This window comes from Sphingomonas sp., assembly GCF_019635515.1.
Taxonomy (GTDB): Bacteria; Pseudomonadota; Alphaproteobacteria; order Sphingomonadales; family Sphingomonadaceae; genus Sphingomonas.
This window is the reverse complement of record NZ_JAHBZI010000001.1, coordinates 1,500,694-1,526,894: the sequence shown is the minus strand read 5'-3', so window position 1 is coordinate 1,526,894 and position 26,201 is coordinate 1,500,694. Positions and strand designations below refer to the sequence as shown.

General features: G+C 65.2%; 23 protein-coding genes and 1 tRNA gene. 11 read left to right on the top strand and 13 right to left on the bottom strand.

Features of this window, described 5'->3' with window-relative positions:
- Nucleotides 1-41: 41 nt before the first annotated feature.
- Nucleotides 42-1,325 carry a hypothetical protein gene (locus KF730_RS07640; protein ID WP_294093534.1) on the bottom strand — a complete coding sequence of 428 codons (1,284 nt, stop codon included), beginning with the start codon at nt 1,323-1,325 and terminating at the stop codon, nt 42-44.
- Nucleotides 1,326-1,567: 242 nt separating this feature from the next.
- On the opposite strand from KF730_RS07640, the gene gyrA reads away from it, so the two are divergent.
- Nucleotides 1,568-4,306 carry a DNA gyrase subunit A gene (gene gyrA, locus KF730_RS07635; protein ID WP_294093533.1) on the top strand — a complete coding sequence of 913 codons (2,739 nt, stop codon included), beginning with the start codon at nt 1,568-1,570 and terminating at the stop codon, nt 4,304-4,306.
- 149 nt (nt 4,307-4,455) lie between these two features.
- Here the strand turns inward: gyrA and KF730_RS07630 are convergent, their stop codons facing one another.
- The gene (locus KF730_RS07630) at nt 4,456-6,078 is read right to left on the bottom strand and encodes a hypothetical protein (RefSeq protein WP_294093531.1); all 1,623 of its coding nucleotides are present in this window, start codon (nt 6,076-6,078) and stop codon (nt 4,456-4,458) included.
- A 211-nt stretch (nt 6,079-6,289) separates the two neighbouring features.
- Between KF730_RS07630 and KF730_RS07625 the strand changes: the two genes are divergently transcribed.
- The gene (locus tag KF730_RS07625) at nt 6,290-7,417 is read left to right on the top strand and encodes a helix-turn-helix transcriptional regulator (RefSeq protein WP_294093529.1); all 1,128 of its coding nucleotides are present in this window, start codon (nt 6,290-6,292) and stop codon (nt 7,415-7,417) included.
- On the opposite strand, the gene KF730_RS07620 is transcribed toward KF730_RS07625, so the two are convergent.
- Nucleotides 7,418-8,218, bottom strand: a complete 801-nt coding sequence (locus KF730_RS07620; RefSeq protein WP_294093527.1) for a dienelactone hydrolase family protein — start codon at nt 8,216-8,218, stop codon at nt 7,418-7,420.
- Nucleotides 8,219-8,376: 158 nt separating this feature from the next.
- Here KF730_RS07620 and KF730_RS07615 point away from each other — a divergent pair, with 158 nt between their 5' ends.
- From KF730_RS07615 to KF730_RS07595, 5 genes are all read left to right on the top strand, one after another.
- Nucleotides 8,377-8,721 carry a DUF952 domain-containing protein gene (locus KF730_RS07615; protein WP_294093525.1) on the top strand — a complete coding sequence of 115 codons (345 nt, stop codon included), beginning with the start codon at nt 8,377-8,379 and terminating at the stop codon, nt 8,719-8,721.
- 138 nt (nt 8,722-8,859) lie between these two features.
- Nucleotides 8,860-9,222 carry a hypothetical protein gene (locus KF730_RS07610; RefSeq protein WP_294093524.1) on the top strand — a complete coding sequence of 121 codons (363 nt, stop codon included), beginning with the start codon at nt 8,860-8,862 and terminating at the stop codon, nt 9,220-9,222.
- 84 nt (nt 9,223-9,306) lie between these two features.
- Nucleotides 9,307-11,481: a TonB-dependent receptor gene (locus tag KF730_RS07605; protein WP_294093523.1), complete on the top strand. Its 2,175-nt coding sequence runs from the start codon at nt 9,307-9,309 to the stop codon at nt 11,479-11,481.
- A 53-nt stretch (nt 11,482-11,534) separates the two neighbouring features.
- Nucleotides 11,535-11,609 (top strand) — tRNA-Glu (locus KF730_RS07600).
- A gap of 87 nt (nt 11,610-11,696) precedes the next feature.
- Entirely contained in the window at nt 11,697-12,035 is a 339-nt protein-coding gene (locus tag KF730_RS07595; RefSeq protein WP_294093521.1) for a hypothetical protein, read from the top strand.
- A gap of 8 nt (nt 12,036-12,043) precedes the next feature.
- Here KF730_RS07595 and KF730_RS07590 read toward each other — a convergent pair whose 3' ends face one another.
- The 8 genes from KF730_RS07590 to KF730_RS07555 all read right to left on the bottom strand — a co-directional run bounded on the left by KF730_RS07590 (nt 12,044) and on the right by KF730_RS07555 (nt 20,760).
- A complete protein-coding gene (locus tag KF730_RS07590; protein ID WP_294093519.1) occupies nt 12,044-14,026 on the bottom strand; it encodes an acetyl/propionyl/methylcrotonyl-CoA carboxylase subunit alpha in 1,983 nt (660 codons plus the stop codon).
- Nucleotides 14,027-14,028: 2 nt separating this feature from the next.
- A complete protein-coding gene (locus KF730_RS07585; protein WP_294093517.1) occupies nt 14,029-14,388 on the bottom strand; it encodes a lysozyme inhibitor LprI family protein in 360 nt (119 codons plus the stop codon).
- A complete protein-coding gene (gene bioB, locus KF730_RS07580) occupies nt 14,388-15,395 on the bottom strand; it encodes a biotin synthase BioB (RefSeq protein ID WP_294095805.1) in 1,008 nt (335 codons plus the stop codon). Before bioB ends, KF730_RS07585 begins: the two co-directional genes overlap by 1 nt.
- Before the next feature lie 71 nt (nt 15,396-15,466).
- On the bottom strand, nt 15,467-17,608 hold the full coding sequence (gene scpA, locus KF730_RS07575) for a methylmalonyl-CoA mutase (RefSeq protein WP_294093516.1): 2,142 nt from the start codon (nt 17,606-17,608) through the stop codon (nt 15,467-15,469).
- Between the two features lie 100 nt (nt 17,609-17,708).
- A complete protein-coding gene (locus tag KF730_RS07570; protein ID WP_294093514.1) occupies nt 17,709-18,485 on the bottom strand; it encodes an enoyl-CoA hydratase-related protein in 777 nt (258 codons plus the stop codon).
- An 87-nt stretch (nt 18,486-18,572) separates the two neighbouring features.
- A complete protein-coding gene (mce, locus tag KF730_RS07565) occupies nt 18,573-18,992 on the bottom strand; it encodes a methylmalonyl-CoA epimerase (RefSeq protein ID WP_294093511.1) in 420 nt (139 codons plus the stop codon).
- A complete protein-coding gene (locus KF730_RS07560; protein WP_294093509.1) occupies nt 18,989-19,237 on the bottom strand; it encodes a hypothetical protein in 249 nt (82 codons plus the stop codon). The genes mce and KF730_RS07560 overlap by 4 nt, the downstream gene beginning before the upstream one ends.
- The gene (locus tag KF730_RS07555) at nt 19,234-20,760 is read right to left on the bottom strand and encodes an acyl-CoA carboxylase subunit beta (protein ID WP_294093507.1); all 1,527 of its coding nucleotides are present in this window, start codon (nt 20,758-20,760) and stop codon (nt 19,234-19,236) included. Before KF730_RS07555 ends, KF730_RS07560 begins: the two co-directional genes overlap by 4 nt.
- A 101-nt stretch (nt 20,761-20,861) precedes the next feature.
- Here KF730_RS07555 and KF730_RS07550 point away from each other — a divergent pair, with 101 nt between their 5' ends.
- Both KF730_RS07550 and KF730_RS07545 read left to right on the top strand, forming a co-directional pair.
- Nucleotides 20,862-22,256 (top strand): short-chain fatty acyl-CoA regulator family protein, encoded by a 1,395-nt coding sequence (locus KF730_RS07550; RefSeq protein WP_294093505.1) that lies wholly within the window; start codon nt 20,862-20,864, stop codon nt 22,254-22,256.
- Nucleotides 22,257-22,376: 120 nt separating this feature from the next.
- A complete protein-coding gene (locus KF730_RS07545; RefSeq protein WP_294093504.1) occupies nt 22,377-23,135 on the top strand; it encodes a class II aldolase/adducin family protein in 759 nt (252 codons plus the stop codon).
- Between the two features lie 64 nt (nt 23,136-23,199).
- On the opposite strand, the gene KF730_RS07540 is transcribed toward KF730_RS07545, so the two are convergent.
- Nucleotides 23,200-23,511 (bottom strand): GIY-YIG nuclease family protein, encoded by a 312-nt coding sequence (locus KF730_RS07540; RefSeq protein WP_294093502.1) that lies wholly within the window; start codon nt 23,509-23,511, stop codon nt 23,200-23,202.
- 66 nt (nt 23,512-23,577) lie between these two features.
- A complete protein-coding gene (locus tag KF730_RS07535) occupies nt 23,578-24,378 on the bottom strand; it encodes a class III extradiol ring-cleavage dioxygenase (RefSeq protein ID WP_294093500.1) in 801 nt (266 codons plus the stop codon).
- 230 nt (nt 24,379-24,608) lie between these two features.
- Between KF730_RS07535 and KF730_RS07530 the strand changes: the two genes are divergently transcribed.
- Both KF730_RS07530 and KF730_RS07525 read left to right on the top strand, forming a co-directional pair.
- Nucleotides 24,609-25,103: a (2Fe-2S)-binding protein gene (locus KF730_RS07530; RefSeq protein WP_294095801.1), complete on the top strand. Its 495-nt coding sequence runs from the start codon at nt 24,609-24,611 to the stop codon at nt 25,101-25,103.
- Between the two features lie 146 nt (nt 25,104-25,249).
- On the top strand, nt 25,250-26,167 hold the full coding sequence (locus tag KF730_RS07525) for an RcnB family protein (RefSeq protein ID WP_294093498.1): 918 nt from the start codon (nt 25,250-25,252) through the stop codon (nt 26,165-26,167).
- The last annotated feature ends 34 nt before the right edge of the window (nt 26,168-26,201 follow it).

The window sequence follows — 26,201 nt, the reverse complement described above, 5'->3', positions numbered from 1 at the left end:
GCCCGTGCGGACCGCCCCTTCCGTTTCGACGATGCCCCGGCTCAGCTGAGCGGCGGCAGATCCAGCGAAGTGATGTACAGCGTCGCGAGATTGGCCAGCGGGCCGGCATTGACCGCGCCGAACGCCGCCCGCGCCTGATCCTTCTGGCCGAGCTGCTGATAGGCGATGCCGCGGTGCAGGTTGACCTCGTCGTTGTTCACGCCGCCCTTGGCCAGCGCCTGATCGTAGATCTCGATCGCGCGCGCCTGGTTGCCCGAAGCGAGGAACGCGTCGCCGGTCTGGGCGAGGCCCTTGCCGTTCTTGTCGGCGGCCGACGCCTTTACCATCGCCTCGAGCGAGCCGCTCGACTTCACCTGCGTCGTCGCGGCGGTGTAGGTCTTGGCGACATCGGCGTCGCCGTCCGGGATCTTCTTGTTCTTGCGGCCCTCGTCGATCACCGACACGGCTTCCCAGGGCAGACCGCCCTGCTGCGCCGCGAACGCGTAATCGGCATAATCGCCGCGATTCGGCAGCGCGTTGGTGGCGCGCTTCAGGCGGAACGCGTCGATCTTCTCGCTGCGCGCGTTGGCGCCGGCAGGCGCGCTGGCGCGGAACACGTCGATCGCCCAATGCCAGTTCTTCATGGTCGGGTATTCGCCGATATAGCGCGACAACCAGGTGACGACGGCGGCGCGGTCGCCCAGCGCGTTCACGCGGGGAATCGCGAACTGATACCAGGCCTCGGGCGGCTTGCGGCCCTGCGACTTGCTCAGCTGGATGGCGCGATCGACCTCGGCAACGGCTTCGGCCGGCTTGTTGGTCGCGGCATAGGCGTTGGCGAGCACGATCGGCACGTCTGTCTCGGTCGAGCCATATTCGCGCGCCTTGAGCATGTACGAGATCGCTTCGTCATGCTTTTTGGCGGCCGCGGCCCGGCTGCCCAGCGTATAGTTGAACGCGGCGCCATAGACCTTGGCGGCCTCGGGCGGGGTGCGCGGATTGGGGATCAGCGCGCTCATCGCCTTGAGCTGGCCGTCCTCATTGTTGCGGCCCAGTTCGAGCTGGAGTCGCAGGAACGCGGCAAAATATTTCTCGTCGTCATTCTTGGCGACGGCTTCGGCCGCGGCCAGGTTGGTGTCGGCGGTCGCCCAGTCCTTGGCCTTCACCGCGGTCTCGGCGGCGGCGGCGGGCTTGCGGAATTCGTTGCTCACCTTGAGCTGCGGCGCGCCCGCGGCCTGCGCCTTGTCGTCCTTCTTCGACTTCTGGGCGAGCGCGGGCGACACACCGAGCGCGGTGGTGCCCAGCGTCAGCACCGCGGCCATCGCAAGCTTGGAAACGAAGGTCATTCGAAACTCTCCTCAAGGGGAAAACGCATAGGGGTTTGATAGCCCTCTAAATGGCCGCATCGTGCCATACAAGCGCATCTCCGGTCCCGTTGCCGTACAGGGGCTGAACGCGGTTTGAATGATGCGGTTCAATTCCCTCGCGTACGCGCGCGCGTACATGTGCGTACGCGAGGCTTGGCAGCGCGGCACTGGGCGGCTAGGGCAGTCGCGACACTTACCCTTGCCAATCGGAAACCTGAGATTTGACCGACGAGACCATCCTCGCCGACCCTTCGGACATTACCCCCATCTCGCTCGTCGAGGAGATGAAGACCTCCTATCTCGATTACGCGATGAGCGTGATCGTCTCGCGCGCCCTGCCCGACGTTCGCGATGGCCTGAAGCCTGTCCACCGCCGCATCCTCTATGCCGCGCAGGAAGGCGGCTATCTGCCGGGCAAGGCCTATCGCAAGTCCGCCCGCCTGGTCGGTGACGTGATGGGTAAATACCATCCGCACGGCGACAGCTCGATCTACGACGCGATGGCGCGCATGGCCCAGGATTGGGCGATGCGGGTGCCGCTGATCGACGGCCAGGGCAATTTCGGCTCGATGGATCCCGATCCGCCCGCGGCGATGCGCTACACCGAAGCGCGCCTCGCCAAGGTGGCGATGTCGCTGCTCGACGATATCGACAAGGACACCGTCGATTTCGTCGACAATTATGACGGCTCGGAGAGTGAGCCTTCGGTGCTGCCCGCGCGCTATCCGAACCTGCTGGTCAACGGCGCCGGCGGCATCGCGGTCGGCATGGCGACCAACATCCCGCCGCACAATCTCGGCGAAGTGATCAACGCCTGCCTCGCCTATATCGAGAATGGCGCGATCTCGGTCGAGGAACTGATGGAGATCGTGCCGGGTCCGGATTTCCCGACCGGAGGGATCATCCTCGGCCGCTCCGGCTGCCGCTCGGCGTACCAGACCGGCCGCGGTTCGATCCTCGTGCGCTCGCGGCACACCGTCGAGCAGCGCGGCGAGCGCCGCTCGATCGTCCTCACCGAAATCCCCTATCAGCAGGGCAAGAACGCGCTGGTCGAGAAGATCGCCGAGGCCGCCAAGGAGAAGCGCGTCGAGGGCATCAGCGACATTCGCGACGAATCGTCGCGCGAAGGCGTCCGCATCGTCATCGATCTCAAGCGCGACGCGACTCCCGAAGTCGTGCTCAACCAGCTGTGGCGCAACACGCCGGCGCAGTCCTCCTTCCCGGCCAATATCCTCGCCATCCGCGGCGGCCGCCCCGAAACGCTGAACCTGCGCGACATCATCGAAGCGTTCGTCAGGTTCCGCGAAGAGGTCATCACCCGCCGCTCGAAGTTCGAGCTCGCCAAGGCGCGTGACCGCGCCCACATCTTGCTCGGCCTGGTGATCGCGGTCACCAATCTCGACGAGGTGGTCAAGATCATCCGCGGCTCGCCGAGCCCGGTGATCGCCCGCGAGCGCCTGCTGGTGCGCGAATGGCCGATCGCCGAGATCGCCCAGTATATCAAGCTGGTCGAGGCCGTCGAAGTCGAGGTTACCGGCGACACCTATCGCCTGACCGATATCCAGGTCCGCGCGATCCTCGACCTGCGCCTGCACCGCCTCACCGGCCTCGGCCGCGACGAGATCGGCGACGAGCTCGCCAGGCTCGCCGAAACCATCGCCGAACTGCTCGAAATCCTCGGCAACCGCGCCCGCCTCTACGAAGTCATCGTCGAGGAACTGACTGCGGTCCGCGACCAGTATGCGACGCCGCGCCGCACCGAGATCGCCGCCGCCGCCGACGGGATCGAGGACGAAGACCTGATCGAGCGCGAGGACATGGTCGTCACCGTGACCCTCGAAGGCTATATCAAGCGCACCCCGCTCGACACGTTCCGGGCCCAGCGCCGCGGCGGCAAGGGCCGCGCCGGCATGGCGACCAAGGACGAGGACATCATCACCAATTTGTTCGTCACCTCGACGCACACGCCGGTGCTGTTCTTCTCGAACCATGGCAAGGTCTACCGGATGAAGGTCTGGCGCCTGCCCGAGGGTGGCCCCGCCACCAAGGGCCGGCCGATGATCAACCTGCTGCCGCTGGCCAGCGGCGAGACGATCTCGACCGTGCTGCCGCTGCCCGAGGACGAGAATGAATGGGGCGCGCTCCACGTCATGTTCGCCACCGCCAAGGGTTCGGTGCGCCGCAATTCGATGGACGCGTTCGCCAACATCCGCACCAACGGCAAGATCGCGATGAAGTTCGAAGAGGGATCGGACGATCGCCTGATCGGCGTGTCGCTGCTTACCGAGGATGACGATGTGCTGCTCGCCACCCGCCAGGGCAAGGCGATCCGCTTCGCCGCGACCGATGTCCGCGAGTTCCAGAGCCGCGATTCGACCGGCGTGCGCGGCGCCCGGCTCGGCGAGGATGACGAGGTCATCTCGCTCTCGGTGCTGCGCGCGTTCGACGCCAGCACCGAAGAGCGCGACGCGTATCTCAAGGCCGCGCCCTGGAAGGATGGCGACCGCGAGATCACGCTCAGCCCCGAGCGCATGGCCGAATTCGTCGCGGCCGAGGAGTTCATCCTCACCGTCTGCGCCAATGGCTATGGCAAGCGCTCGTCCGCCTATGAGTATCGCAAGACCAACCGCGGCGGTCAGGGCATCACCAATATCGACAACCTCAAGCGCAACGGCCCAGTGGTCGCCAGCTTCCCGGCGCATAATGGCGAGCAGCTGATGCTGGTCACCGATCAGGCCAAGCTGATCCGCATGTCGGTCGGCGATACCCGCGTGATCGGCCGCGGCTCGGCGGGCGTGAAGCTGTTCGACGTCGCACAGGACGAGCATGTCGTCTCCGCCGCGCGGATCGAGGAGAGCGAGGACGAGGCGGAAGCCGAACTGGGCGACGGCGCTATTGGCGGCGAGCCGACCCCCGATGGCGACACCGGCGAGGATCTGGCCGAGGGCACGCCGGAGTAATCCATCCTGTTCAAATTATCCCCCGGCCTTGGCGCCGGGGGTATTCTTGGTTCAAGGCAGGAAGGTGGAGATCACTTTCCAGCTCTCGAACCAGCGTTGCCGGTGCGTCGGCATGATTTGCTGGCGCTGCCGAATACTCCGGACGACCCCTATCTCGCGAACCATGTCTTGAGGATGCCTTCCGCCGGCTTGCTGCGGACGGAGAATGCGAGATTGGCGAAGGTATTCGAAGGCTGGATGCCGTCCACCAGCCAATATGCTTCGCTTTCCACCGCATAGGTGTTGAACAGGGTCTGCGCCTTCACCGCCTCCAGATAGGCTTCATAATACATCGCCTGAAGCGACAGATCGGTCGTCAGCGATCTCTGGATGCAGCTGTCGCCCGATCCGGTGATCGTGTTGAAGCCCGAGGTGCAGAAGGTCTCCTCCAGATAGCCGGTCGTGTAATAGTCGGTTCGCGAGGGCGCACCGATCTCGAACGTGACCGGCTTGGACAGGCCGTGATAGATCGTATCGATGCCGGACAGGGTGTTCTGGAACTTCCCACGGAGCTGCGCCGTGGTCAGCCCGGCGACTTCCGCCGCCGTCACGTTCAGGAACAGGCTCATCGATACCGTATCGATATTGTTGCGGATCGTGGCGTTGGTCATGATCGACGGGTGGTTGAACAGGCGGATGACGCCTGAGAATCTGGCCCGAACCTGCGGCAGCAGCGCCGCCATTTTCGCTTCGTAGATATCGGCGAACGCATTGTCCTCCAGAACGGTGAAGCACTGGCAACTGACCGCGATCACATCGACGCCGATGCCCTGGAGGAACTGGGCGCGTTCGACCATATAGGGGACATAGGCGTCGAAGAATTTCGTCACGTTCGCCCGCGTGGCGTCGGGAACCGAGGTCACCCCGCCCGTGTACATGCCCTGGACCTGGCTGATCCAGTGGACCTTCAGGCCGAGCCGATGCGCCTCTGCGACGGCCCAGGTCAGGTTGGTGTCGTTCATTGTCGACGAAGTCGTCGACAGTTCGCCCGGATTGCGGATGTACCAGTCACCGCCGGAATTCACGCCGATGAAGGTCCAGGGGTCGAGCGTGACATAATCGCCGCCCAGCGCCTTGATACGCTGAAAGGTGTTGGTGAGCTCGCTGCGGGCCGTGGCGGTACAGCCGGTGACATAGGACGCGTTGTTCGCCTGCCATACATCCTTCATTCCGATGCCGCGCTGGATCGCCGATGCCATCGGCGCGCCCGAAACCGCCGGAAGCGGATATCGGCCGATCCAGCTTTGCGGATAGGTGACCGCGCTCAGCCCCGTGCCGCAAAGCGGGTTGTCGAGGTCGGCGGCGCGCGCGGTCGGCGTGGTATAGCTGGCCGGATAGGTGATCGAGGCGACATTGGTCGGGACCGTGTAGCTCGTCACGGCGACCACCGTGACGGTGGCGGATGCGGTGGCGCCGCCGCAGGTGAGCGTCAGCGTCTTGGTCCCGGCGGTCGCGAAGCTGACATTCGACGAGCCGCTTGTGCCGATGGTCGCGCTCCAGTCGCCGGACGCGGCGCAACTGGCGGCGTTGGCGGAGCTCCAGGTCAGCGATACCGCTTCCCCGATCACCGCTCGAGTCGCGCCGGCTGTAAGCGTCGCGGTCGCGACGGGGGTCGGCGTTGGCGTGACGGTCGTGCCGCCGCTCGCGCTCCCGCCTCCGCTGCACGCGGTGGTGAGCAGTCCAAACGCGCCGATGATGAGGCCGCGCGCCTTGCCGTTTCTCCCGATACCCATGCGATCCTCCCGTGTCGGACGGGATTTACCGGGACATTTTCGCGCGAACCTCTCCAATATTGCATAAGCGTAGCGACGCGCTGGCTGCGATATTGCCGGGCGCGGGATTATCTGCATGATGATGCAAGGAGGGGGGATGTGATCGTACTGGCAGATATCCGCACCGCATCCGATCGTTCGATCGCGATGAATCGCCTCGAGGCGACCTGAAATGCGCCATCTGGATCACACCCGCGATCTCGCCTTGATCGCGGAGATATATGATCATGTCGGGGATGCGGGCGCGATCGGCTATCTGATGCCGCGCATTGCCGAACATCTCGGATCGGCGGGCTCCTTCTGGTACGTGTTGCCGCGCGCGGGGGCCCGGCCCTTCGCAGACAATCCCTATCTTTTCGACGGTCACTGGAATTTCAGCGACGCGGATATCCAGCGCTATCACAATGAGATGTGGCGGTACGATCCCACGCTTCACCTGACCGGCAAAACCGACTGGACGACCGAGACCCATGAAATCCTTTCGCCGCAGGAAATAGATCGAAGCGGTTTCCTGCGCTGGATGGAAGACGTCGCCGGCGTCAATCGCCGCATATCGCGAACCACGGAGGTCGGGGACGGCCTGATTGGCGGCTGGTCCTTCCACATGCCATCGGACAGGGTTCGCGATCCGCGCGAACGCACCAGCTTTGACAGGATCGCCCCCCACATCGCGCGGGCGTTTCGCGTCACTGCGCTGTTTGGGGAGACGGATGCCCGCATCTCGGCGCTGGAAGCGAGCATCGACGCATCGGGCAGGGCCACGCTGTTGCTCGATCGGCAAGGCAGAGTGGTTTGGGCCAGCGCCGCCGCGCTGGCCATCGTCGCGTCTGAAGATGGCCTGACTATCCGTAGCGGATTGTTCGGACCCGCCAGATTGACCGAACGCCAGCAATTCGACGCGATGCTCCGGCGTCTCGTTCGGCCGGCCATTGCGGAAGACGCTCCGGCGCTGCTCAAGGTTTCGCGCATTTCAGGGCGAGCGGCATTCGTTCTCGATCTCGTCCCCGCGCCCAATTCGTTCCGGCAGGTGTTTCGATCGGGCGCATGCGTGCTGGTCACGATTCATGACCCCTGCGCCAAAATCGATCCGCGCCCCGTGCTGTGGCGAGACCTGTTCGGATTGACCCTTTCCGAATCCCGCGTGGCGGCGCTTTCGATGGAGGGGCTTCAGGATGGGGACATGGCTACCCGGCTTTGTCTGGGCGTCGGGACGGTGCGGAGCCATCTCCGCCAGATTCTCGCCAAAACGGGATGCCGCAGCAAAGCCGAACTTGCACATCTGCTGACCCGCAGCGTCTGATCACCCGGCGGCGTGCAAGCGCATCTCCAGGAAACGCAATATCTCGTCGCGCGCATCGAGGGTCGGCTGCCCCGCCTCATCGATCAAATGAATCGTCAGCACGCTGTGCGGATTCTTGAGCGGCGCGTCGGGGTTGGCGGCGGTGTCGGGAAGGACGCGTGGTTGAAAGCGATCGCCCAGGGCATCCTGAAAGGCGGCAAAGCGCGCGGCCCGGCACAGCCTGTCGCCCTCGAACCGGTACGCCAGCACGGTCAGATCCTCCGCTTCCATCCGTGTCCGGATCGCGGCGATCTCGTCCTCCGCGATTGCCATTCCGGCGGCGTTATTGAGCGGCAGCGAGGGTTGCGCCATGACCGGAGCGATCACCGATTTCTCCAGCATCATCGACAAGGCGAAATTGCCGGTGAAGCACATGCCGATCGCGCCCACGCCCGGCCCGCCGCATTCGGAATGGGCTTCGGCGGCCAGCGCGCGAAGCCATTGGGTCGCCGGGCTTGAGGCGTTGGCGGCGAATGCCCTGAATTCCGCACTGATACAGGCGCCCCCCAGCGTCCACAGCGCACCCGCCTTGGTAGGCGCCGCGCCGTCCCTGCCGAACAGGTGCGGCAGGTAGACCGTGAATCCCGCATCCCGGACCCACCGCGCGAAGCGGGCGACATGCGGGCTTATGCAGGGGATTTCGGCCATCACGATCACCGCCGGGCCGCTACCCGAAACATAGGTTCGCCGCGATTTCCCGAGCAGGTGAAAGTCACGCGGCGTGAAATCCTCCAGCGGGTCATCGATCGAAAGATCTCGCATATGCATTCCCCCCTTTTCCTTCGGCATACCGAATTGCCGATCGGCAGGCTAACGCCGATCTGCCATCGGCGATATTGTCCGGCTGCACGCAGTTGACGCGCGGCCAGACCCGGAACAAGTCCGGCGTGACGGGATTTGGTGGCAGATGGAGAGACAAGATGCGTGAAACCACCGCCTATAAGGTTCTCACCGCCGATCAGATGACCGCGCTCGAGCAAGGCAGCTTCAAGGGCGCGCCGGTCGATCGGAAGGATGGTTTTATTCATCTCTCCACCGCGTCCCAGCTCCAGGAAACGCTCGACAGGCATTTCTCCGGACAGGACGGCCTATGGCTCGCTGCGGTCGACCTCGAAGCGCTCGGCGATACGGTGAAGTGGGAGGAATCGCGCGGTGGCGCGTTATTCCCGCATCTCTATGGCGACCTCACGCTCGACGAGGTCACCGCTTATAGCGAGGTCCATTACGAGCCCGACGGCAGTTTGCGCCTGCCCGTTACGGGCTAGAGGGCTCCTCCCCGCGCCGCGGCCATTAATCAGGCGTCGATTTGCCTGGGACAAATTGTCCGCTTGTTCGCCACCGCCATTTGCGCGAAGGGCGGCGCGATGATCGGAGCGGCAACCCGGCGAGCAGGATGGCGGCGCGTGGCGCTGCTGCTGCTCGCTTGCGCGCTGCTGCTAAAGCTTCCCGCCGGCTGGATGCCCGAAGCGCATGCGGGCGGTATCTCGATCGGCTGGTGCAATGCCGTCAGCCCGGGCGCGCAGGCCGAGGGGCAGGCGCTGCTCGATGCCGCGCTGAAGGATCGCCCAGCCAAGCATAAGTCCGCGCCGGACCAGCCCTGTTCCTTCGCCGCCGCCGCGCAGCCGATGACCGCCGGCGATCCGCTTCCCGAGATCGTCGCGCCGGTCGAAGCGCCAATCGTATTCCGCCCGGCCCTGATCGCCTTCCCCGGTCGCGGGCTCGTCGCCCCGCCCCCCTTCGCCACCGGACCGCCGCTCCACGCCTGAACCGAACCCTTCGTTTCAGCTGGAGCTATCATGTCTATTTTCTCTGCACGCGGCCTCGCCCGCGTTTCGTTTGTCGCATTGGCCGTGGCTTCCCTTCCCGCACATGCCGAGGATGCGGACGAACAGGACCGCCGCCCGATCGTCGTAACCGGCCAGAAGGTCGAAAAAAACCCGCAAAGCCGCGCCAGTATCGACGCCGCCCGGATCGACACCATGGTCAACGCCGCCAATGTCGAGGATGCGCTCAAATACCTGCCAAGCCTGGTGGTGCGGAAGCGCCATATCGGCGACACCCAGAGCCCGCTCGCAACGCGCACCTCGGGCCTCGGCTCCAGCGCGCGCAGCCTGATCTATGCCGATGGCGCGCTGCTCTCGGCGCTGATCGGCAACAACAATACGCTGGCGAGCCCGCGCTGGGGGCTGGTGAGCCCGCAGGAAATCGCGCGGATCGACATCCTCTACGGCCCCTTCTCCGCCGCCTATCCGGGCAATTCGATCGGCGCGGTGGTCAACATCACGACGCGGATGCCCGAGAAGTTGGAAGGCACCGCCTCGGCGCTCGTCCACCTCCAGGATTTCCAGCAATACGGCACCGACCGGCTGCTCCCGACCTGGCAGTTCGGCGCGACCATCGGCGACCGCTTTGGACCGCTCTCCGTATTCGCCAGCGCGGTCCACACCGCCAGCAAGAGCCAGCCGCTCAGCTACATCACCGCCACGCGATCGGCGGCGACAATCGGCGGCACGCCCGCAACCGGCGGCTACGACACGCGCAACCGCACCGGCGGCGCCGTCCGCGTGCTCGGCGCGGGTGGGTTCGAGGCGCAGAAGCAGGACATGCTCAAGCTCAAGACCGCGCTCGATCTCGGCGGCACGCGGCTGAGCTATACCGCCGGCCTGTTCCTCGACGATACCGAGGCCGGCGCCGAGACCTATCTGCGCGCCGCCGCCGGCACGCCGCTCTACTCGGGCACGCTGAATATCGGCGGCGCGGTCTATGCCGTACCCGCCAACGCCTTTTCGAGCGGCATCTACACCAAGCGGGCGCGGCACTGGTCGCATGCGCTTTCAGCCAGAGGTTCGGGTGCTGTCGATTGGCAGGTCACCGGCACGCTCTACGACTTCGCCCGCGATGTGCAGCGCACGCCCGCCTCGGGCACCAGCGGCGCCGGCCAGATCGTCCGGCTGGAGGGCACAGGCTGGAAGATGCTCGATGCCAGGGCGAACTGGAACGGCCTGAGCGCCGGCGTGCATTGGGACCGGTTCGCGGTCAATTCGAACCGCTACGCCACCAGCGAATGGCGCGGCGGACCGCAAGGCGCGCTCAACCTCACCTCGCGCGGCAAGACCGAAACCTTCGCCGTCTGGGCCGAAGCTACCCTGCCCCTCGCCCCAACCCTCGGCATCACCGCTGGCGGGCGTTACGAATGGTGGCGCGCGTTCGACGGCCACAACTTCTCCGCCGCACCCGCGCTGGCGGTCACCCAGCCCGAACGCCATGCCGAGGGCTTCTCGCCCAAGGCTTCGATCGAATGGACGCCATCCGCCGATTGGTCGGTGCGGCTATCGGCGAGCAAGGCGTATCGCTTCCCCACCGTCGGCGAGCTCTATCAGGCGGTGACTACCGGAACGGTGCTCACCGTCCCCGATCCGAGCCTTCGCCCGGAACGTGCCTTCTCGCAGGAGCTGGCGATCGAGCATCGCGGGATGCGCGTCTCGCTGTTCAACGAAAGCATCGAGGATGCGCTGATCTCGCAATCGGCGCCGCTGGTGGCGGGTTCGACGACGCTCTACAACTATGTCCAGAATGTCGATCGTACCCGCGCACGCGGCGTCGAGGTCGCATTCGACCGGCGCGATCTGCTTCCCCGCGTCGATCTGCTCGCCAGCGCGACCTGGGCCGATGCTCAAACGCGCAAGGATACCGCCTTCCCAGCCGCCGTCGGCAGGATGCTGCCGAGCGTCCCGCGCTGGAAGGCGAGCGCCGCGATCACGTGGCGCCCCGACGACGCCGTCTCGCTTACGGCCGCCGCGCGCTATGCCAGCCGCAACTACGGCAGTCTCGATAACTCGGACGTGATCGGAAACACCTGGCAGGGCTTCTACAAATATTTCGTCGTCGATGCCCGGGCGGTGTTCCATGTCAGCCCGAGGTTCGATCTCGCGATCGGCGTCGATAACCTGACCAACGACAAATACTTCCTGTTCCACCCCTTTCCGCAGCGATCGGTAACGGCGGAGGTGACGCTCAGGCTGTAACCCGCTTGACGCGCCGGGCGGGCACCCCTAGATGCCCGCCTTCCGCAGCTGACGGCCCCTTCGTCTAGCGGTCAGGACGTCGCCCTCTCACGGCGAAAACACGAGTTCGATTCTCGTAGGGGTCACCAAGCTGACAAGGCGCGCCAGCCGCTTGGGGTTTTGTCCCTAGCCTGCCGGTAACGCATTGATAAGCTTGCACGTTCACAAGCTTCTGCATGCCCAGCCGCTCCGCGCTCCCGTTCGCTCTCGCGCCGATCCTCGTCATCGCGGCATGCTCGCCCCAGTCTGGAGATCAGCAGGTGATCGGCAATGCCATCGCTACCGAAGAGCAGATCGACGGCGACGCGGTGGACCGCGCCGAGCATCTCGACCAGTTGAGCGCCGAACTCGCAGCGGACGCCAACGGCGCACGGGGCGCCGAGCGCGATGCGCTGCGCAATCGTAGCACCGCCGCGCTCGACGAAGCCGCGGAGGCGCGCACGGAGGGAGACGCCGAAGGCGCCGCCGCTGCCGACCGGATCGAAGCGAAGGCCGGACTGCTCAACGCGCAGTGAGCTGAAACCTATTCGAACTCGAGGATCGCCGCGTCCACCGCCAGGCTGTCGCCCGCCACGAAATTCGCCGCCTTCACCACGCCCGCCTTTTCGGCTCGGAGGATGTTCTCCATCTTCATCGCCTCGACCACCGCGAGCGGCTGACCGGCCTCGACCTTGTCGCCCGGCGCGACGTGCAGCCGCGTCAGCAGCCCAGGCATCGGCGCGAGCAGGAAGCGGCTCATGTCGGGCGGGATTTTCTCGATCATGTGATGGCGATATTGCGCGACGTGCGGCGGCAGCACTTCGACCAGGTGCGAGGCACCGTGCGCGGTGAGCTTCCATTTCGCGCCCTTGCGCTCGATCGCGACGCTGAGCGGTTCGTCATCGATCTCCGCCACGAACAGCGGATCGCCAAGCTGCCAGTCGCTGTCGAGATCCATCGTCTCGCCATCGACGATCAGTTCGCCGGCCTCGTCGGTGACATGGATCTGCTCGCCATCGATCAGCACGACGCGCTCGCCCGTCACTTCGATATTGTCCGCCAATTGCCCGGAAATGCAGGCGGCGCGCTCCGAACGCTCCAGATCGACCAGTGCAGCCACCGCCGCCAGCTTGCGCTTGAGCGCGTCCGATGCCGGCGCGCCGTGGAAGCCCTCGGGATATTCCTCGGCGATGAACCCGGTGGTGATCGCGCCCGAGCGGAAGCGCGGATGCTGCATCAGCGCCGACAGGAAATCCACATTGTGGCCGATCCCCTCGATCCGGAACGCGTCGAGCGCCTCGATCTGCTTGTCGATCGCCTCTTCGCGCGTCGCGCCATGGGTGATCAGCTTGGCGATCATCGGATCGTAGAACATCGAGATCTCGCTGCCCTCGACCACGCCGTCATCGACCCGGACGCCTTCCTCCTCATATGGCGGCGCGTAGCGCACCAGCCGCCCGGTGGAGGGCAGGAAGCCACGATAGGGGTCCTCGGCATAGACGCGGTTCTCGACCGACCAGCCGTCGATCTTCACCTCGTCCTGCGTCAGCGGCAATTTCTCGCCCGCCGCGACGCGGATCATCAGCTCGACCAGATCGAGTCCGGTGATCTCCTCGGTCACCGGATGCTCGACCTGAAGCCGGGTGTTCATCTCGAGGAAGTAGAAGCTCTCGCCAGTCTTGTCGGCGCCCGACACGATCAGCTCGACCGTGCCCGCGCTGTAATAGCCAACCGCCTGCGCCAGCGCGACGGCCTGCTCGCCCATTGCCTTGCGCATCTTGGGCGTCACGAACGGCGACGGCGCTTCCTCGACCACCTTCTGGTGGCGGCGCTGGATCGAGCATTCGCGCTCGTTGAGGTACAGCACATTACCGTGCTGGTCGCCGATCACCTGGATCTCGATATGGCGCGGGCTCTCGATGAACTTCTCGATGAAGACGCGGTCGTCGCCGAACGAGGCCAGCCCCTCGCGCTTGGTCGCCTCGAAGCCTTCGCGAACGTCCTGCTCGCTATAGGCCAGCCGCATCCCCTTGCCGCCGCCGCCGGCCGAGGCCTTCATCATCACCGGATAGCCGATGTCGGACGCGATCTTCACCGCCGCTTCGGTATCGGCGATCTCGCCGAGGAAGCCGGGAACGACGTTGACGCCCGCCGCCTTGGCCAGCTTCTTGGACTCGATCTTGTCGCCCATCGCCGCGATGGCACCCGGCGGCGGCCCGACAAAGGCGATCCCCGCCTCGGCGCAGGCGCTGGCGAAGCTCTCGCGTTCGGAGAGGAAGCCATAGCCGGGATGGATGCAGTCGGCCCCGGTCTCCTTGGCGGCGAGCAGGATCAGATCGGCCTTGAGATAGCTCTCCGCCGCCGGTGCCGGCCCCAGCCGCACGGCTTCGTCCGCCATCAGCACATGCGGCGCCCGCGCATCGGCGTCCGAATAGACCGCGACGGTGGCGATCCCCATCTTCTTGGCGGTGCGCATCACGCGGCAGGCGATCTCGCCGCGATTGGCGACCAGGATTTTCTTGAACATCTCTAATCCACAATGAAGTTGATGTTGAGCTCAGCGGTGCGTTCTTTCGTCAGGCGCGTATGGCACCAGATTCGATTGACCACTTCCAAACCCGCAGGAGCCCACGCGGCTGCGCACTGGGTGTCACGATAGTGCAACCATGCCTCCTGAGCGGTCTTAACCCGCGCTTCACGAGAAGGAGACAATTTTACTGCGCGAGGCCCACCATCACCAAGGCGAGCGTTATCTAGAACCCGCGCCAAGGCGTAACTCATTGCCTGTTCGGCCGCAGTCAGTTCCATCTGAGCGCATTCGATACGTACGGCTTCGCTTGTTGGAGCACGGCAATCTGGAGGCAATGCGGCTAAGACCGCCAGCAGCATCACTCCGCCGCCTCCACCACGCGCTGCTCCGCCCGCATCGGCACCACGCCCAGCCGCGCAAACAGCGCAGCATCCTTGTCGTCGCCGGCATTCCCCGTCGTCAGCAGCTTGTCCCCCGTGAAGATCGAATTCGCTCCCGCAAGGAAACACAAGGCCTGCGTCGCATCGCTCATGCTCTCGCGCCCGGCGCTGAGGCGCACCATGCTCGCCGGCATCGTGATCCGCGCCACCGCGATCGTGCGGACGAACTCCACATCGTCGATCTTCGCCAGCGGGGTATCGGCGAGCATGTCGCCCAACACCGTGCCTTTCACCGGCACCAGCGCGTTGACCGGCACACTCTCGGGATGCACCGGCAGGGTCGCCAGCGCATGGATGAAGCCGACCCGGTCGGCACGCGTCTCGCCCATTCCGACGATCCCGCCGCAGCAGACGTTGATCCCCGCCCCGCGGACATTCTCCAGCGTATCGAGCCGCTCCTCGAAGCTGCGCGTCGAGATGACGTTCGCGTAATTCTCCGGCGAGGTATCGATATTGTGGTTATAGTAATCGAGCCCCGCCTCACCCAGCTTCCGCGCCTGATCGGGCGTCAGCATGCCCAGCGTCATGCAGGTTTCCATGCCCATCTGGCGCACGCCCTTGATCATCTCGGCCAGCGCCGGAATGTCTCGGTCCTTGGGATTGCGCCACGCCGCACCCATGCAGAAGCGCGACGAGCCATTGTCCTTGGCCTGCGCCGCCGCCTGGAGCACCGCGCGCACGTCCATCAGCCTGGTCGCCTTCAGCCCGGTCTCGGCATGCACCGACTGGTTGCAATAGCCGCAATCCTCGGGGCAGCCGCCGGTCTTGATGCTCAACAGCGTAGAGAGCTGGACTTCATTCGGCGCATGGTTGGCGCGGTGCACCTCCGCCGCGCGGAACACCAGCTCGGTGAACGGCAGGTCGAACAGCGCGGCGATTTCCTCGCGGGTCCAATCATTCCGAACACCGTTCCCCTGCGAAAGCAGGGGTCCAGAGTCACGGGCGCCGAGCTCTGGGCTCTGGGCTCCTGCTTTCGCAGAAGAACGCGTCAGCAGACTCACTCCGCAGCCTCCTCGACCGGCGGCATATTATGCCCCAGCAGCCGCAGCACTTCCTCGGCCGCCTTCACCAGGTTGGTGCCCGGGCCGAAGATCGCCTGCACCCCGGCTTCGCGCAGGAAATCATAGTCGCGCGCAGGGATCACGCCGCCGGCGATCACCTTGATATCGGCGCGGCCCGCGGCCTGGAGCTCCCTGATCAGTTCGGGGATCAGCGTCTTGTGACCCGCCGCGAGGCTGGAGGCGCCGACCACATCGACATTCTCGTCGATCGCCAGCCTGGCGCTTTCGGAAGGCGTCTGAAACAGCGGCCCTGGCACCACTTCGAAACCGAGATCACCGAACGCCGAGGAAACGAGGTTCGCCCCTCTGTCATGCCCGTCCTGCCCCATCTTGGCGACGAGCATCCGCGGCTTGCGGCCCAGACGCCGCTCGGTAGCGGCGACGCCCTCCTTGAGCCGTTCCCAGCGCTGGTCGAATTCATACGCTCCGCCGTAGATGCCCTTCACCGGCTCGGGCTGCGTCGCATAGCGGCCGAAACCCGCCTCCATCGCGCTGCTGATCTCGCCCAGCGTGGCCCGCGCCCGCGCCGCCTCCACCGCCAGTTCGAGCAGGTTGGCATCGCCCTCCGCACCAGTCCGCAGCGCCTCCAGCGCCGCCTGGCACGCCGCCTCGTCGCGTGCGGCCTTCACCCGCTTGATCCGCGCGATCTGCGCGTCGCGCACCGCGTGGTTATCGATGTCGAGCGTCTCGATCGGGTCCTCATCGGCCTTGCGGTATTTGTTGACCCCGACGATCACCTGCTCGCCGCGGTCGATCCGCGCGGCACTGGCAGCAGCCGCCTCCTCGATCATCTGCTTGGGCCAGCCGGCCGCGACCGCCTTGGCCATGCCGCCCTCGGCCTCGACCCGCGCGATGATCTCCCAGGCCTTGTCGACCAGTTCCTGCGTCAGCGCCTCGACATAATAGCTGCCGCCCAGCGGATCGACGACCTTGGTCATCCCGGTCTCTTCCTGGATGACGATCTGGGTGTTGCGGGCGATCCGCGCCGAGAAGTCGGTGGGGAGCGCGATCGCTTCGTCGAGCGCGTTGGTGTGCAGCGACTGGGTGCCCCCCAGCATCGCCGCCATCGCCTCGATCGTGGTGCGCATGACGTTATTGTAAGGATCCTGCTCGGTCAGCGAGACGCCGCTGGTCTGGCAATGCGTCCGCAGCATCTTGGAGCGCTCGTCCTTGGCGCCGAGTTGCGTCATCACCCGGTGCCACAGCACCCGCGCCGCGCGCAGCTTGGCGATCTCCATGAAGAAGTTCATGCCGATCGCGAAGAAGAAGCTCAGACGGCCTGCGAACTTGTCGATGTCCAGCCCTGAGTTAACGCCATATTTCACATATTCCATGCCGTCAGCGATGGTGAAGGCCAGTTCCTGGACCTGCGTCGCCCCGGCTTCCTGCATGTGATAGCCGCTGATCGAGATGCTGTTGAACTTCGGCATCTCGCGGCTCGTATAGCCGAAGATATCCGAGATGATCCGCATGCTCGGCTCGGGCGGGTAGATATAGGTGTTGCGGACCATGAACTCCTTGAGGATATCGTTCTGGATGGTCCCGTCGAGCAGGCTGCGATCGACCCCCTGCTCCTCGCCGGCGACGATGAAGAAGGCCAGGATCGGGATCACCGCGCCGTTCATCGTCATGCTGACGCTCATCTGATCGAGCGGAATCCCGTCGAACAGGATCTTCATGTCCTCGACGCTGTCGATCGCCACGCCCGCCTTGCCGACATCGCCGGTCACGCGCGGATGGTCGCTGTCATAGCCACGGTGGGTGGCGAGATCGAACGCGACGCTCAACCCCTTCTGACCCGCGGCGAGATTGCGGCGGTAAAAGGCATTGGACTCCTCGGCAGTCGAGAAGCCGGCATATTGGCGGATCGTCCACGGCCGTCCGGCGTACATCGATGCGCGAACGCCGCGCGTGAACGGCGCGAAGCCCGGCAGGCCGGGATCGATGCCCGTGACATCTTCCTTGGTATAGAGCGGCTTGACCTCGATACCTTCGGGCGTGTGCCAAGTCAGGTCCTTGCCCTTCACCTCTTTCGCGGCGGCGGCGGACCATTGGTCGAGCGTCGGCTTTTCGGTCATGCAACCAGTGCTCCTGCGAAGGCAGGAGCCCAGGACCGCACGCACTGCCCCCCGTTACCCCGACCTCCTGCTTTCGCAGGAGCGCGATACACGACAGCGATCACTTCCCTCGAAACTCCGGCTTGCGCTTCTGGAGGAACGCGGCAACGCCCTCCTGAAAGTCCTGGGAACGTGCGGCGAGGCTCTGATGCTCCGCCTCCAACGCCAGCGTCTCCTCCAGTGTCCCCGCCAGCGCGGCCTTCACCTGCTTGCGGATCAGGCCCAGCGCCACGGTCGGCATCGCCGCCAGCCGTCGCGCATAGTCCATCGCCACCTCGAACACCGCGCTCTCATCGGCGACATGCGTCACCAGCCCCGCCGCCATGGCGTCATGCGCCGAAAGGCGCTCGCCGAGCAGTGCCATCTCCAGCACCTTGGCACGCCCCGCCGCCTTGGCGATCAGCCAGGTCGCGCCGGCATCGGGGACCAGCCCGATATTGGCGAAGGCGAGCAGCAGATACGAATGGCTCCCCGCGATGACGATATCCGCGCCCAGCGCCAGCGCCGCGCCCGCACCCGCCGCCGGGCCGTTGACCGCGCTGACGATCGGGATCGGCAGATCGGCCATCGCCTGCTGCACGGGGTTGTAATGGTTGCGCAACCGATCGCCGGGATCGCCGCCGCCCGGCTCCATCGCGCGCAACGACGCGCCCGAGCAGAACGCCCGGCCCTCACCGGTCAGCAGCACCGCCCGCGCACCCTCGTCCACCGCGCGCAGCAGCGCCGCGCGCAGTTCGTCGAGCATGCCGAGCGTCAGCGCGTTGAGCTCGTCCGGCCGGTTGAGCCGGAGCACCGCGACATCGCCATCGAGTGAATAGAGGATAGCTTCGTAACTCATCTCGTGTGCTCCTGCGCACGCAGGAGCACAGGATAACGCGCGGTGTCGCCGGTGGCTCTAGGCTCCTGCTTGCGCAGGAGCACGAACTTAATGTCCCTCACGCGGCGTCTCCATGATCTCGGTCAGCACCCCACCCATGTCCTTGGGATGCACAAAAAAAATCGGCGTGCCATGCGCACCGATACGCGGTTCGCCCAGCACCTTGGCGCCCTTGCCCTCGAACCACACCTTGGCCGCATGGATATCGGGCACTTCGTAGCAAAGGTGGTGCTGTCCCCCGGCGGGGTTCTTGGCGAGAAAGCCATGGATCGGCGAAGCCTCGCCCAGCGGCTCGATCAACTCGATCTGGCTGTTCGGCGTATCGACGAAGCACACCTTCACGCCTTGCGCGGGCAGATCGAAAGGCTCGCGGATCACTTCCGCGCCCATAGTATCGCGATACAGCGCGATCGACGCTTCGATCGAAGGCGTCGCCACACCGACATGATTGAGACGGCCGAGTTTCATCCTATCAACACCGCTACCGGAACTCCTGTTATAGCCTGAACACACCACATGATCAGGCCGGTGACACCGACAACCAGCATTCCCACGTTGACAGCGAAAGTGAACCAGAAAAGCTCTGGCTTCTCGGACCTGCGAACATCCCCGAAATAACGGAGATCAATAACGCCTGTGCGACGCGCCCGGACAATTTCGTACAGGATTAGAGTGACAAATCCCAACATCACGGCGGGGAATACGTAGGTCATAGCGGAATATTATCATGCTTCTTCCACGGGTTCTCCAACTGCTTGTTGCGCAGTTTCCGCAGCCCGAGCGCGATCCGCCGCCGCGTCGAATGCGGCATGATCACTTCGTCGATGAACCCCTTGCTCGCCGCCACGAACGGGTTGGCGAAGCGTGCCTCATATTCGGCGGTGCGCTCGGCGATCTCCTCCGGCGTCTTGCCACGGAAGATGATCTCGACCGCGCCCTTCGCGCCCATCACCGCGATCTCGGCGGTCGGCCAGGCATAGTTCAGATCGCCTCGCAGATGCTTGGAGGCCATCACGTCATACGCCCCGCCATAGGCCTTGCGGGTGATCACGGTGATCTTGGGCACGGTCGCCTCGGCATAGGCGAACAGCAGCTTGGCGCCGTGCTTGATGATCCCCGAATGCTCCTGCCCGACGCCGGGCAGGAAGCCCGGCACATCGACGAATGTCACGATCGGAATCTCGAACGCGTCGCAGAAGCGCACGAACCGCGCCGCCTTCTTCGATGAATTGATGTCGAGGCACCCGGCCAGCACCATCGGCTGGTTCGCCACCACGCCCACCGTCCGCCCCTCGATCCGCCCGAAACCGATCAGGATGTTGCCGGCATGGCTCGGCTGCAGCTCGAAGAACTCGCCCTCGTCGAGCGTCTTCCGGATCAGCTCGTGCATGTCATAAGGCTGGTTGGCATTGGGCGGGATCAGCGTGTCGAGGCTGTCCTCGATGCGGTCCCACGGATCGCCGCACGGCCGCTCCGGCACCTCCTCGCGGTTCGACGCCGGCAGGAAGTCGACGAAGTCGCGCGCCGCGAGCAGCGCCCCGATATCATTGTCGAACGCCACATCGGCCACGCCGGACCTGGTGGTGTGCGTCACCGCTCCACCCAGTTCCTCCTGCGTGACGATCTCGTTGGTCACGGTCTTCACCACATCCGGGCCGGTGACGAACATGTAGGACGAATCCTTCACCATGAAGATAAAGTCGGTCATCGCCGGCGAATAGACCGCGCCGCCCGCGCACGGCCCCATGATCAAGGAGATCTGCGGCACCACGCCACTCGCCAGCACGTTGCGCTGGAACACTTCGGCGTAACCGGCGAGCGACGCCACGCCCTCCTGAATCCGCGCGCCGCCGGAATCGTTCATCCCGATCACCGGCGCGCCGACCTTCATGGCATTGTCCATGACCTTGCAGATCTTCTCGGCATGCCGCTCCGAAAGCGATCCGCCGAACACGGTGAAGTCCTGGCTGAACACATAGACCAGCCGCCCGTTGATCGTGCCGCTACCGGTGACGACGCCGTCCCCGGGCACCACCTGATCAGGCATGCCGAAATCGACGCAATTATGCTCGACATACATATCGAGCTCTTCGAACGATCCGGGATCGAGCAGCACTTCGATCCGCTCGCGCGCGGTCAGCTTGCCCTTGGCGTGCTGCGCATCGATGCGCTTCTGGCCACCGCCGAGGCGGGCGCCGGCGCGGCGGCGTTCGAGTTCGGCAATCGTTGACGACATGCAGGTCTCCTGAAGTGGCGCCTTCTGCACAGGGCGCGCATCGCCATGCAAATGCAATGTTGCGAAGTTGCGTGGTAACACTTTGCATATATACTGCGCGCATGGCCCAACCCCGCCGTCGCCTGTTCGAAGGATTCCGCCTCCGCGACCTCCGCCGCCGCGCCGCGATACCGCAGGCGGCGATGGCGCAGCGCCTCGGCATCTCGGTCAGCTACCTCTCGCAGATCGAGAATAACGACCGCCCGATCACCGATATCGTCCTCCTCGCCCTTGCCCGCGAATTCCCGCTCGAAGCGTTCGGCGAAACCGGCGAGACCGGCGCGCTGCTTCGCACCATCGACGCCGCCACCGACACCGGCGTTCCCGCCGATCGCATGCCCGAAGCCGATGTCCGCCGCGGCATCGAGCAACAGCCGCTTCTCGCCCGCCGCATGGTCGCGCTCCACGACGCCTGGCGCCGCAGCCAGGAGCAGCTCCGCGTCCTCGACGACCGCTTCGACAGTGGCTCGGGCGATGCCGCGCCGCTGCCCTGGGAGGAGGTCCGCGACTGGTTTCAGGCCGAGGGCAATTATATCGACGCGATCGACCGCTCGGCGGAGGTGCTGGCCGATGCGATCGATCCCGGCGCGCGCGGGCTGGAGGATCGCCTGCGCGGCTGGCATCAGGTCCGCGTCGTCAGTGAAGACGGTGACGGCAGCGAGCTCAGCCGCTTTGACGAGAGCAGCCGGACGCTGTCGCTGAACACCGGCCTGCCGCCCGAAAGCCGCGCCTTCCTCCTCGCCCACCGGCTGGTCCGCTACGAATTCGCCAACGAGATGCGGGTGGTCGTCGAGCGGGCCGGCATGGCCTCCCCCGCCGCGCGTGAATTGCTCAGCGTCGGCCTCGCCAATTATGCCGCCGGGGCGCTGCTGATGCCCTATGGGGCCTTCCGCGCCGCCGCCCGCGATTTCCGCCACGATATCGATCGCCTGCGCCAGCGCTTCGCGGTCAGTTTCGAACAGGCGTGCCACCGCCTCTCCACTCTCCAGCGTCCCGGCGAGGCCGGCCTCCCCTTCTTCTTCTGCCGCGTCGACATGGCCGGCAACATCACCAAGCGGCATTCGGCGACCCGCCTGCAGTTCGCCGCTCTCGGTGGCGCCTGCCCGCTATGGATTGTCCACGAAGCCGTCGCGATCCCCGACCGCATCCTCGTCCAGCTCGCGGAAATGCCTGACGGCACCCGCTACGTCTCGATGGCCAAGGGGCTGGTGAAACCCTCGGGCAGCTACGCCCGCCCCCCGCGCCGTTACGCGGTCGCGCTGGGCTGCGAAGAGGCACATGCGGCGGACTTCGTCTATGCCGACGATCTGCGCCTGGGCGGCATAGCCACCCCCATCGGCGCCTCCTGCCGCATCTGCCCCCGCACCGATTGCGACCAGCGCGCGTTTCCGCCTGCGGGCTCGGCAATCGTGATCGATCCGGATCGCAGGTCGGTCGTTCCCTATCAACTCTCCTAGTTCTCCTGCGAAAGCAGGAGGCCAGGATCGCACACGATACGCTCAATAACCCTGGACTCCCGCTTTCGCAGGAGAACGGCGTGTGGCATACCCAATCCACGAAATTCAGGAGAGACCGCCATGGCCACCGCGCTCAAGAATTCGCAGATGACCGAAGCCGAGTGGGAAGCCCGCCAGCAGCTCGCCGCCTGCTACCGCGTCTTCGATCACATGGGCTGGTCGGAGATGATCTATAACCACATCACCCTGAAGGTGCCGGACGAGGAAGGCGCGTTCCTGATCAATCCGTTCGGGCTGCATTTCAGCGAGGTGAAGGCCTCGAACCTCGTCAAGATCGATATCGACGGCAACAAGCTCGACGACAGCCCCTATCCGGTCAACCGCGCCGGCTTCGTCCAGCACGCATTGTTCCACCGCCATCTGCCCGACGCGCACTGCATCGCCCACACGCACACCACCGCGGGCATGGCGGTGGCCAGCCTCGAGGGCGGGCTCCAGCCGGTCAATTTCTACGCCTGCAACTTCCCCGGCCAGATCGCCTATCACGATTTCGAGGGCGTGACGGTCCGCGACGAGGAAGGCGAGCGCCTGCTCTCCAACCTCGGCGACAAGCGGATGATGCTGCTCCGCAACCACGGCATATTGGTGATGGGCAAGACCGTGCCCGAAGCCTTCATCAAGCACTGGTCGCTCCAGCGCGCCTGCGAGATCCAGCTGGCGACGATGGCGGCGGGCAAGCCGCTGCGCGTGGCGGACGAAGTGGTCGCGGTGCACCAGCGCGATCTGCATATGGCGCAGGTCCCCGGCGGCCCGGGCGCGGCGGATTTCGCGGCGATGGTGCGGCTAGTCGATCGCAAGGATCAGAGCTGGCGGGAGTAGAGACCTCTGCCCCTACCCTTAACTTGTCACCCCGGCCTTGTGCCGGGGTCCAACGCGCCGCAGGTCATGCCGGTAGAGGCTCCAGCCCAAGCCCAACCGCCAGATCATTCCACAATGGATTCTGACGCTCGATCAGGTTGCACTTCCAGTCCCGCCGCCAACGCTTGAGCGATTTCTCGCGGGCGATAACCGACTCCATCGTCCCGCCGACTTCGTAATATACCAGTCGAATGATGCCATAGCGCTTGGTATGCCCTTCGAACGTGCCTTCACGATGCTGGACGATCCGTGCCAGCAGATCGGAGGTCACGCCGACATACAATGCGCCGTGATAGCGATTTGCGAGGATGTAGACGCAGGGATTCCGTTCGAACATCGAGCGTCATCGTCTGCCGCCCGTTGGACCCCGGCACAAGGCCGGGGTGACAAGGGTCTGGGACAGCTAGCCAAACCGGAACCCGCTGACCGCCCATCCCATGACATGGTCGCGATAATCCGCCACCGCCGGCCCCTCGCCGCCCGCGCCCAAAGCGACCATCAGCGGCAGCAGATGCTCCTCACGCGGATGCGCGAACCGTGCCTCGGGCAGCCTCTCCCATGCCGCCACCCGCTCCGCCCGCCGCGCCGGATCGAGATCGGTCACCGCATCGACCAGCGCTGCGTCCCACACATCCGCCGGCCCGGTCGCGTGGTCGCCGAACGCGCGCATATTGTGGAAGCTCATGCCGCTGCCGACAATCAGCACGCCTTCGTCGCGCAGCGGTGCAAGCGCCCGGCCCATCGCGACATGATCGGCGGGATCGAGATCCTTGCGCAGCGACAGCTGGACCAGCGGAATATCCGCTCCCGGCACCGCCACCATCATCGGAATGAACACGCCGTGATCCCAGCCGCGTGCTCGCTCCTCACCGACCGGAAAACCCGCGCCCTCCAGCAATGCCCTCGCCCGTGCCGCCACTTCAGGCGAACCCGGCGCATCCCAGCGCAGGCGATAGGTATGCTCGGGGAAACCGCCATAATCGTACAGGAGCGGATGCCCGTCGCCTGCATGCACGGTGACGGTATCCTCCTCCCAGTGCCCGGAGACCATCAGGATCGCCTTGGGCCGCTCGGGCAGCGATTCGATCAGCCCGGCCAGATAGGCCTGCATCGGCCGCCACATCGGATCGGGAGGACCACCGGCCGGATCCATGAAGAAGCAGGGCCCGCCGCCGTGCGGAATGAAGAGTGAGGGAAGCGTCACTGATTGCTGTCCTACAAAGACCCGGAAATGCTAGGGGTTGCTGAATTGCTCTTTGAACCGTGCATTGTTCCGAAGCCGCGATTGAAACTTTATTTCAAGGCCGCGCAACTTCGAACCCGATTCACCGTGAAAAGCGTGAAGTTGGCAGCCGCACCTGAAATCGGCGTTGTGGTTCGACTCGACAATGCCGCTTCCAGAAACGACTCGTTTCCCGCTACACCTTGCCCCGCATGACTCGCTTCACCGTCAACAATCAGCCGGTCGAATATAAAATGGACCCGCGCACGCCCCTGCTATGGGCGCTGCGCGACGCTTCCAACCTGACCGGCACCAAATATGGCTGCGGCACCGGCGATTGCGGGGCGTGCACCGTCGATGTCGATGGCACTGCCCGCCTCGCCTGCCAGGAGACCATCGGCGGCCTTGAGGGAACCTTCGTCACCACGATCGAGGGATTGTCCAAGGATCGCGGCCATCCGGTCCAGCAGGCGCTGATCGCCGCCAATGTCCCGCAATGCGGCTATTGCATTCCCGGCGTGGTGATGGCGGCATCGGTTCTGCTGCGCGCCAACCGCAATCCTTCGGAAGCGGACATCAAGGAAGCGATCCCCAATATCTGCCGCTGCGGTATCTATCCCCGCCTGATCGACGCGATCGAGCAGGCCGGACGGATCGCACGGGGCGATGCCGCGTTGGACACACTGGAAGGGGCGTCCCCTCCCTGAGACGACAGCCGGACCGCAGCCGTGACGCGGTTAAGATTCCTTTCAATTGGCTGTCGGGCGAATTCAGAATCGCGACAGTGACGCTCGCGTAAATGGGGTTCAACTCGGGGAAACGGCGCCCTTGCCGGCCGAGCGGAGGATGAGAGATGAAGAAGACCTTGCTCGCGGCGATCATCGCCGCAACCGCGCTGGTCCCGCCCGCTGCGCTCGCGCAGGACCGTGGACGCTGGGGCGGCAATCGCGAACGCGTTCAGAACAACGAAAACGCCGGTGGCGGCGCTTTCCGCGAAGGCCGTGGCGATCGCGGCGCTGGCAGCTGGCGCGCACAGCCCCAGGCCCAGCCCGCCCAGGCTCAGCCGCAGCAGCCGCAGCAGCAGCGCAGCTGGGGCGGTGGCGACCGCGGCAATCGCGGTGGCGATAGCGGTCAGCGCAGCTGGAACCGTGGTGGCGGCGATGGCCAGCGCGGCAGCTGGCGTCAGCAGCCCCAGGCGCAGCAGCCGGCCCAGCCCGCCCAGCCGAGCCAATCGGCGCAACAGTGGCAGAACCGCGGCGATCGCGGCCAGTGGAACCGCGGCAATCGCGGCGGCCAGTGGAACAACGGCCAGCAGGCCCAGCAGCGCCCGCAGCCGCAGCCGCAGCCGCAATGGCGTGGCAATCGCGGCGATAACCGCGGCTGGAGCGGCAACAACAACCGTGGCTGGAACGATCGCAACAATGGCGGCTGGAACAACAACCGCTATGACAATCGTGACCGCTGGAACAATGGCTGGCGGAGCAACAACCGCTACGATTGGCGCGGCTATCGCAGCTCTAATCGCAGCGCCTATCGCCTGCCGCGCTATTATGCGCCGTCGGGCTGGGGATATGGCTATCGCCGCTTCTCGATCGGCTACACGCTGAGCTCGATCCTGTTCAGCTCGCAATACTGGATCAACGATCCGTTCTACTATCGCCTGCCGGAGGTCTACGGGCCGTATCGCTGGGTGCGCTATTACAACGATGCGCTCCTCGTCGATATCTACACCGGCGAGGTGGTGGACACGGTCTACGACATCTTCTGGTAAGAGAGCCCGCAATCTCGCCAGAAATCCTGAGGCC

Coding starts and splice junctions, on each gene's coding strand:
- KF730_RS07545 (WP_294093504.1), top strand. CDS start 22,377: ATGGCCACCGCGCTCAAGAATTCGCAGATGACCGAAGCCGAGTGGGAA.
- KF730_RS07590 (WP_294093519.1), bottom strand. CDS start 14,026: ATGTTCAAGAAAATCCTGGTCGCCAATCGCGGCGAGATCGCCTGCCGC.
- KF730_RS07620 (WP_294093527.1), bottom strand. CDS start 8,218: ATGCGAGATCTTTCGATCGATGACCCGCTGGAGGATTTCACGCCGCGT.
- KF730_RS07630 (WP_294093531.1), bottom strand. CDS start 6,078: ATGGGTATCGGGAGAAACGGCAAGGCGCGCGGCCTCATCATCGGCGCG.
- KF730_RS07585 (WP_294093517.1), bottom strand. CDS start 14,388: ATGCTGCTGGCGGTCTTAGCCGCATTGCCTCCAGATTGCCGTGCTCCA.
- KF730_RS07555 (WP_294093507.1), bottom strand. CDS start 20,760: ATGTCGTCAACGATTGCCGAACTCGAACGCCGCCGCGCCGGCGCCCGC.
- KF730_RS07640 (WP_294093534.1), bottom strand. CDS start 1,325: ATGACCTTCGTTTCCAAGCTTGCGATGGCCGCGGTGCTGACGCTGGGC.
- KF730_RS07595 (WP_294093521.1), top strand. CDS start 11,697: ATGCCCAGCCGCTCCGCGCTCCCGTTCGCTCTCGCGCCGATCCTCGTC.
- scpA (WP_294093516.1), bottom strand. CDS start 17,608: ATGACCGAAAAGCCGACGCTCGACCAATGGTCCGCCGCCGCCGCGAAA.
- KF730_RS07560 (WP_294093509.1), bottom strand. CDS start 19,237: ATGACCTACGTATTCCCCGCCGTGATGTTGGGATTTGTCACTCTAATC.
- KF730_RS07525 (WP_294093498.1), top strand. CDS start 25,250: ATGAAGAAGACCTTGCTCGCGGCGATCATCGCCGCAACCGCGCTGGTC.
- KF730_RS07615 (WP_294093525.1), top strand. CDS start 8,377: ATGCGTGAAACCACCGCCTATAAGGTTCTCACCGCCGATCAGATGACC.
- KF730_RS07530 (WP_294095801.1), top strand. CDS start 24,609: ATGACTCGCTTCACCGTCAACAATCAGCCGGTCGAATATAAAATGGAC.
- mce (WP_294093511.1), bottom strand. CDS start 18,992: ATGAAACTCGGCCGTCTCAATCATGTCGGTGTGGCGACGCCTTCGATC.
- KF730_RS07570 (WP_294093514.1), bottom strand. CDS start 18,485: ATGAGTTACGAAGCTATCCTCTATTCACTCGATGGCGATGTCGCGGTG.
- KF730_RS07625 (WP_294093529.1), top strand. CDS start 6,290: ATGCGCCATCTGGATCACACCCGCGATCTCGCCTTGATCGCGGAGATA.
- KF730_RS07550 (WP_294093505.1), top strand. CDS start 20,862: ATGGCCCAACCCCGCCGTCGCCTGTTCGAAGGATTCCGCCTCCGCGAC.
- KF730_RS07540 (WP_294093502.1), bottom strand. CDS start 23,511: ATGTTCGAACGGAATCCCTGCGTCTACATCCTCGCAAATCGCTATCAC.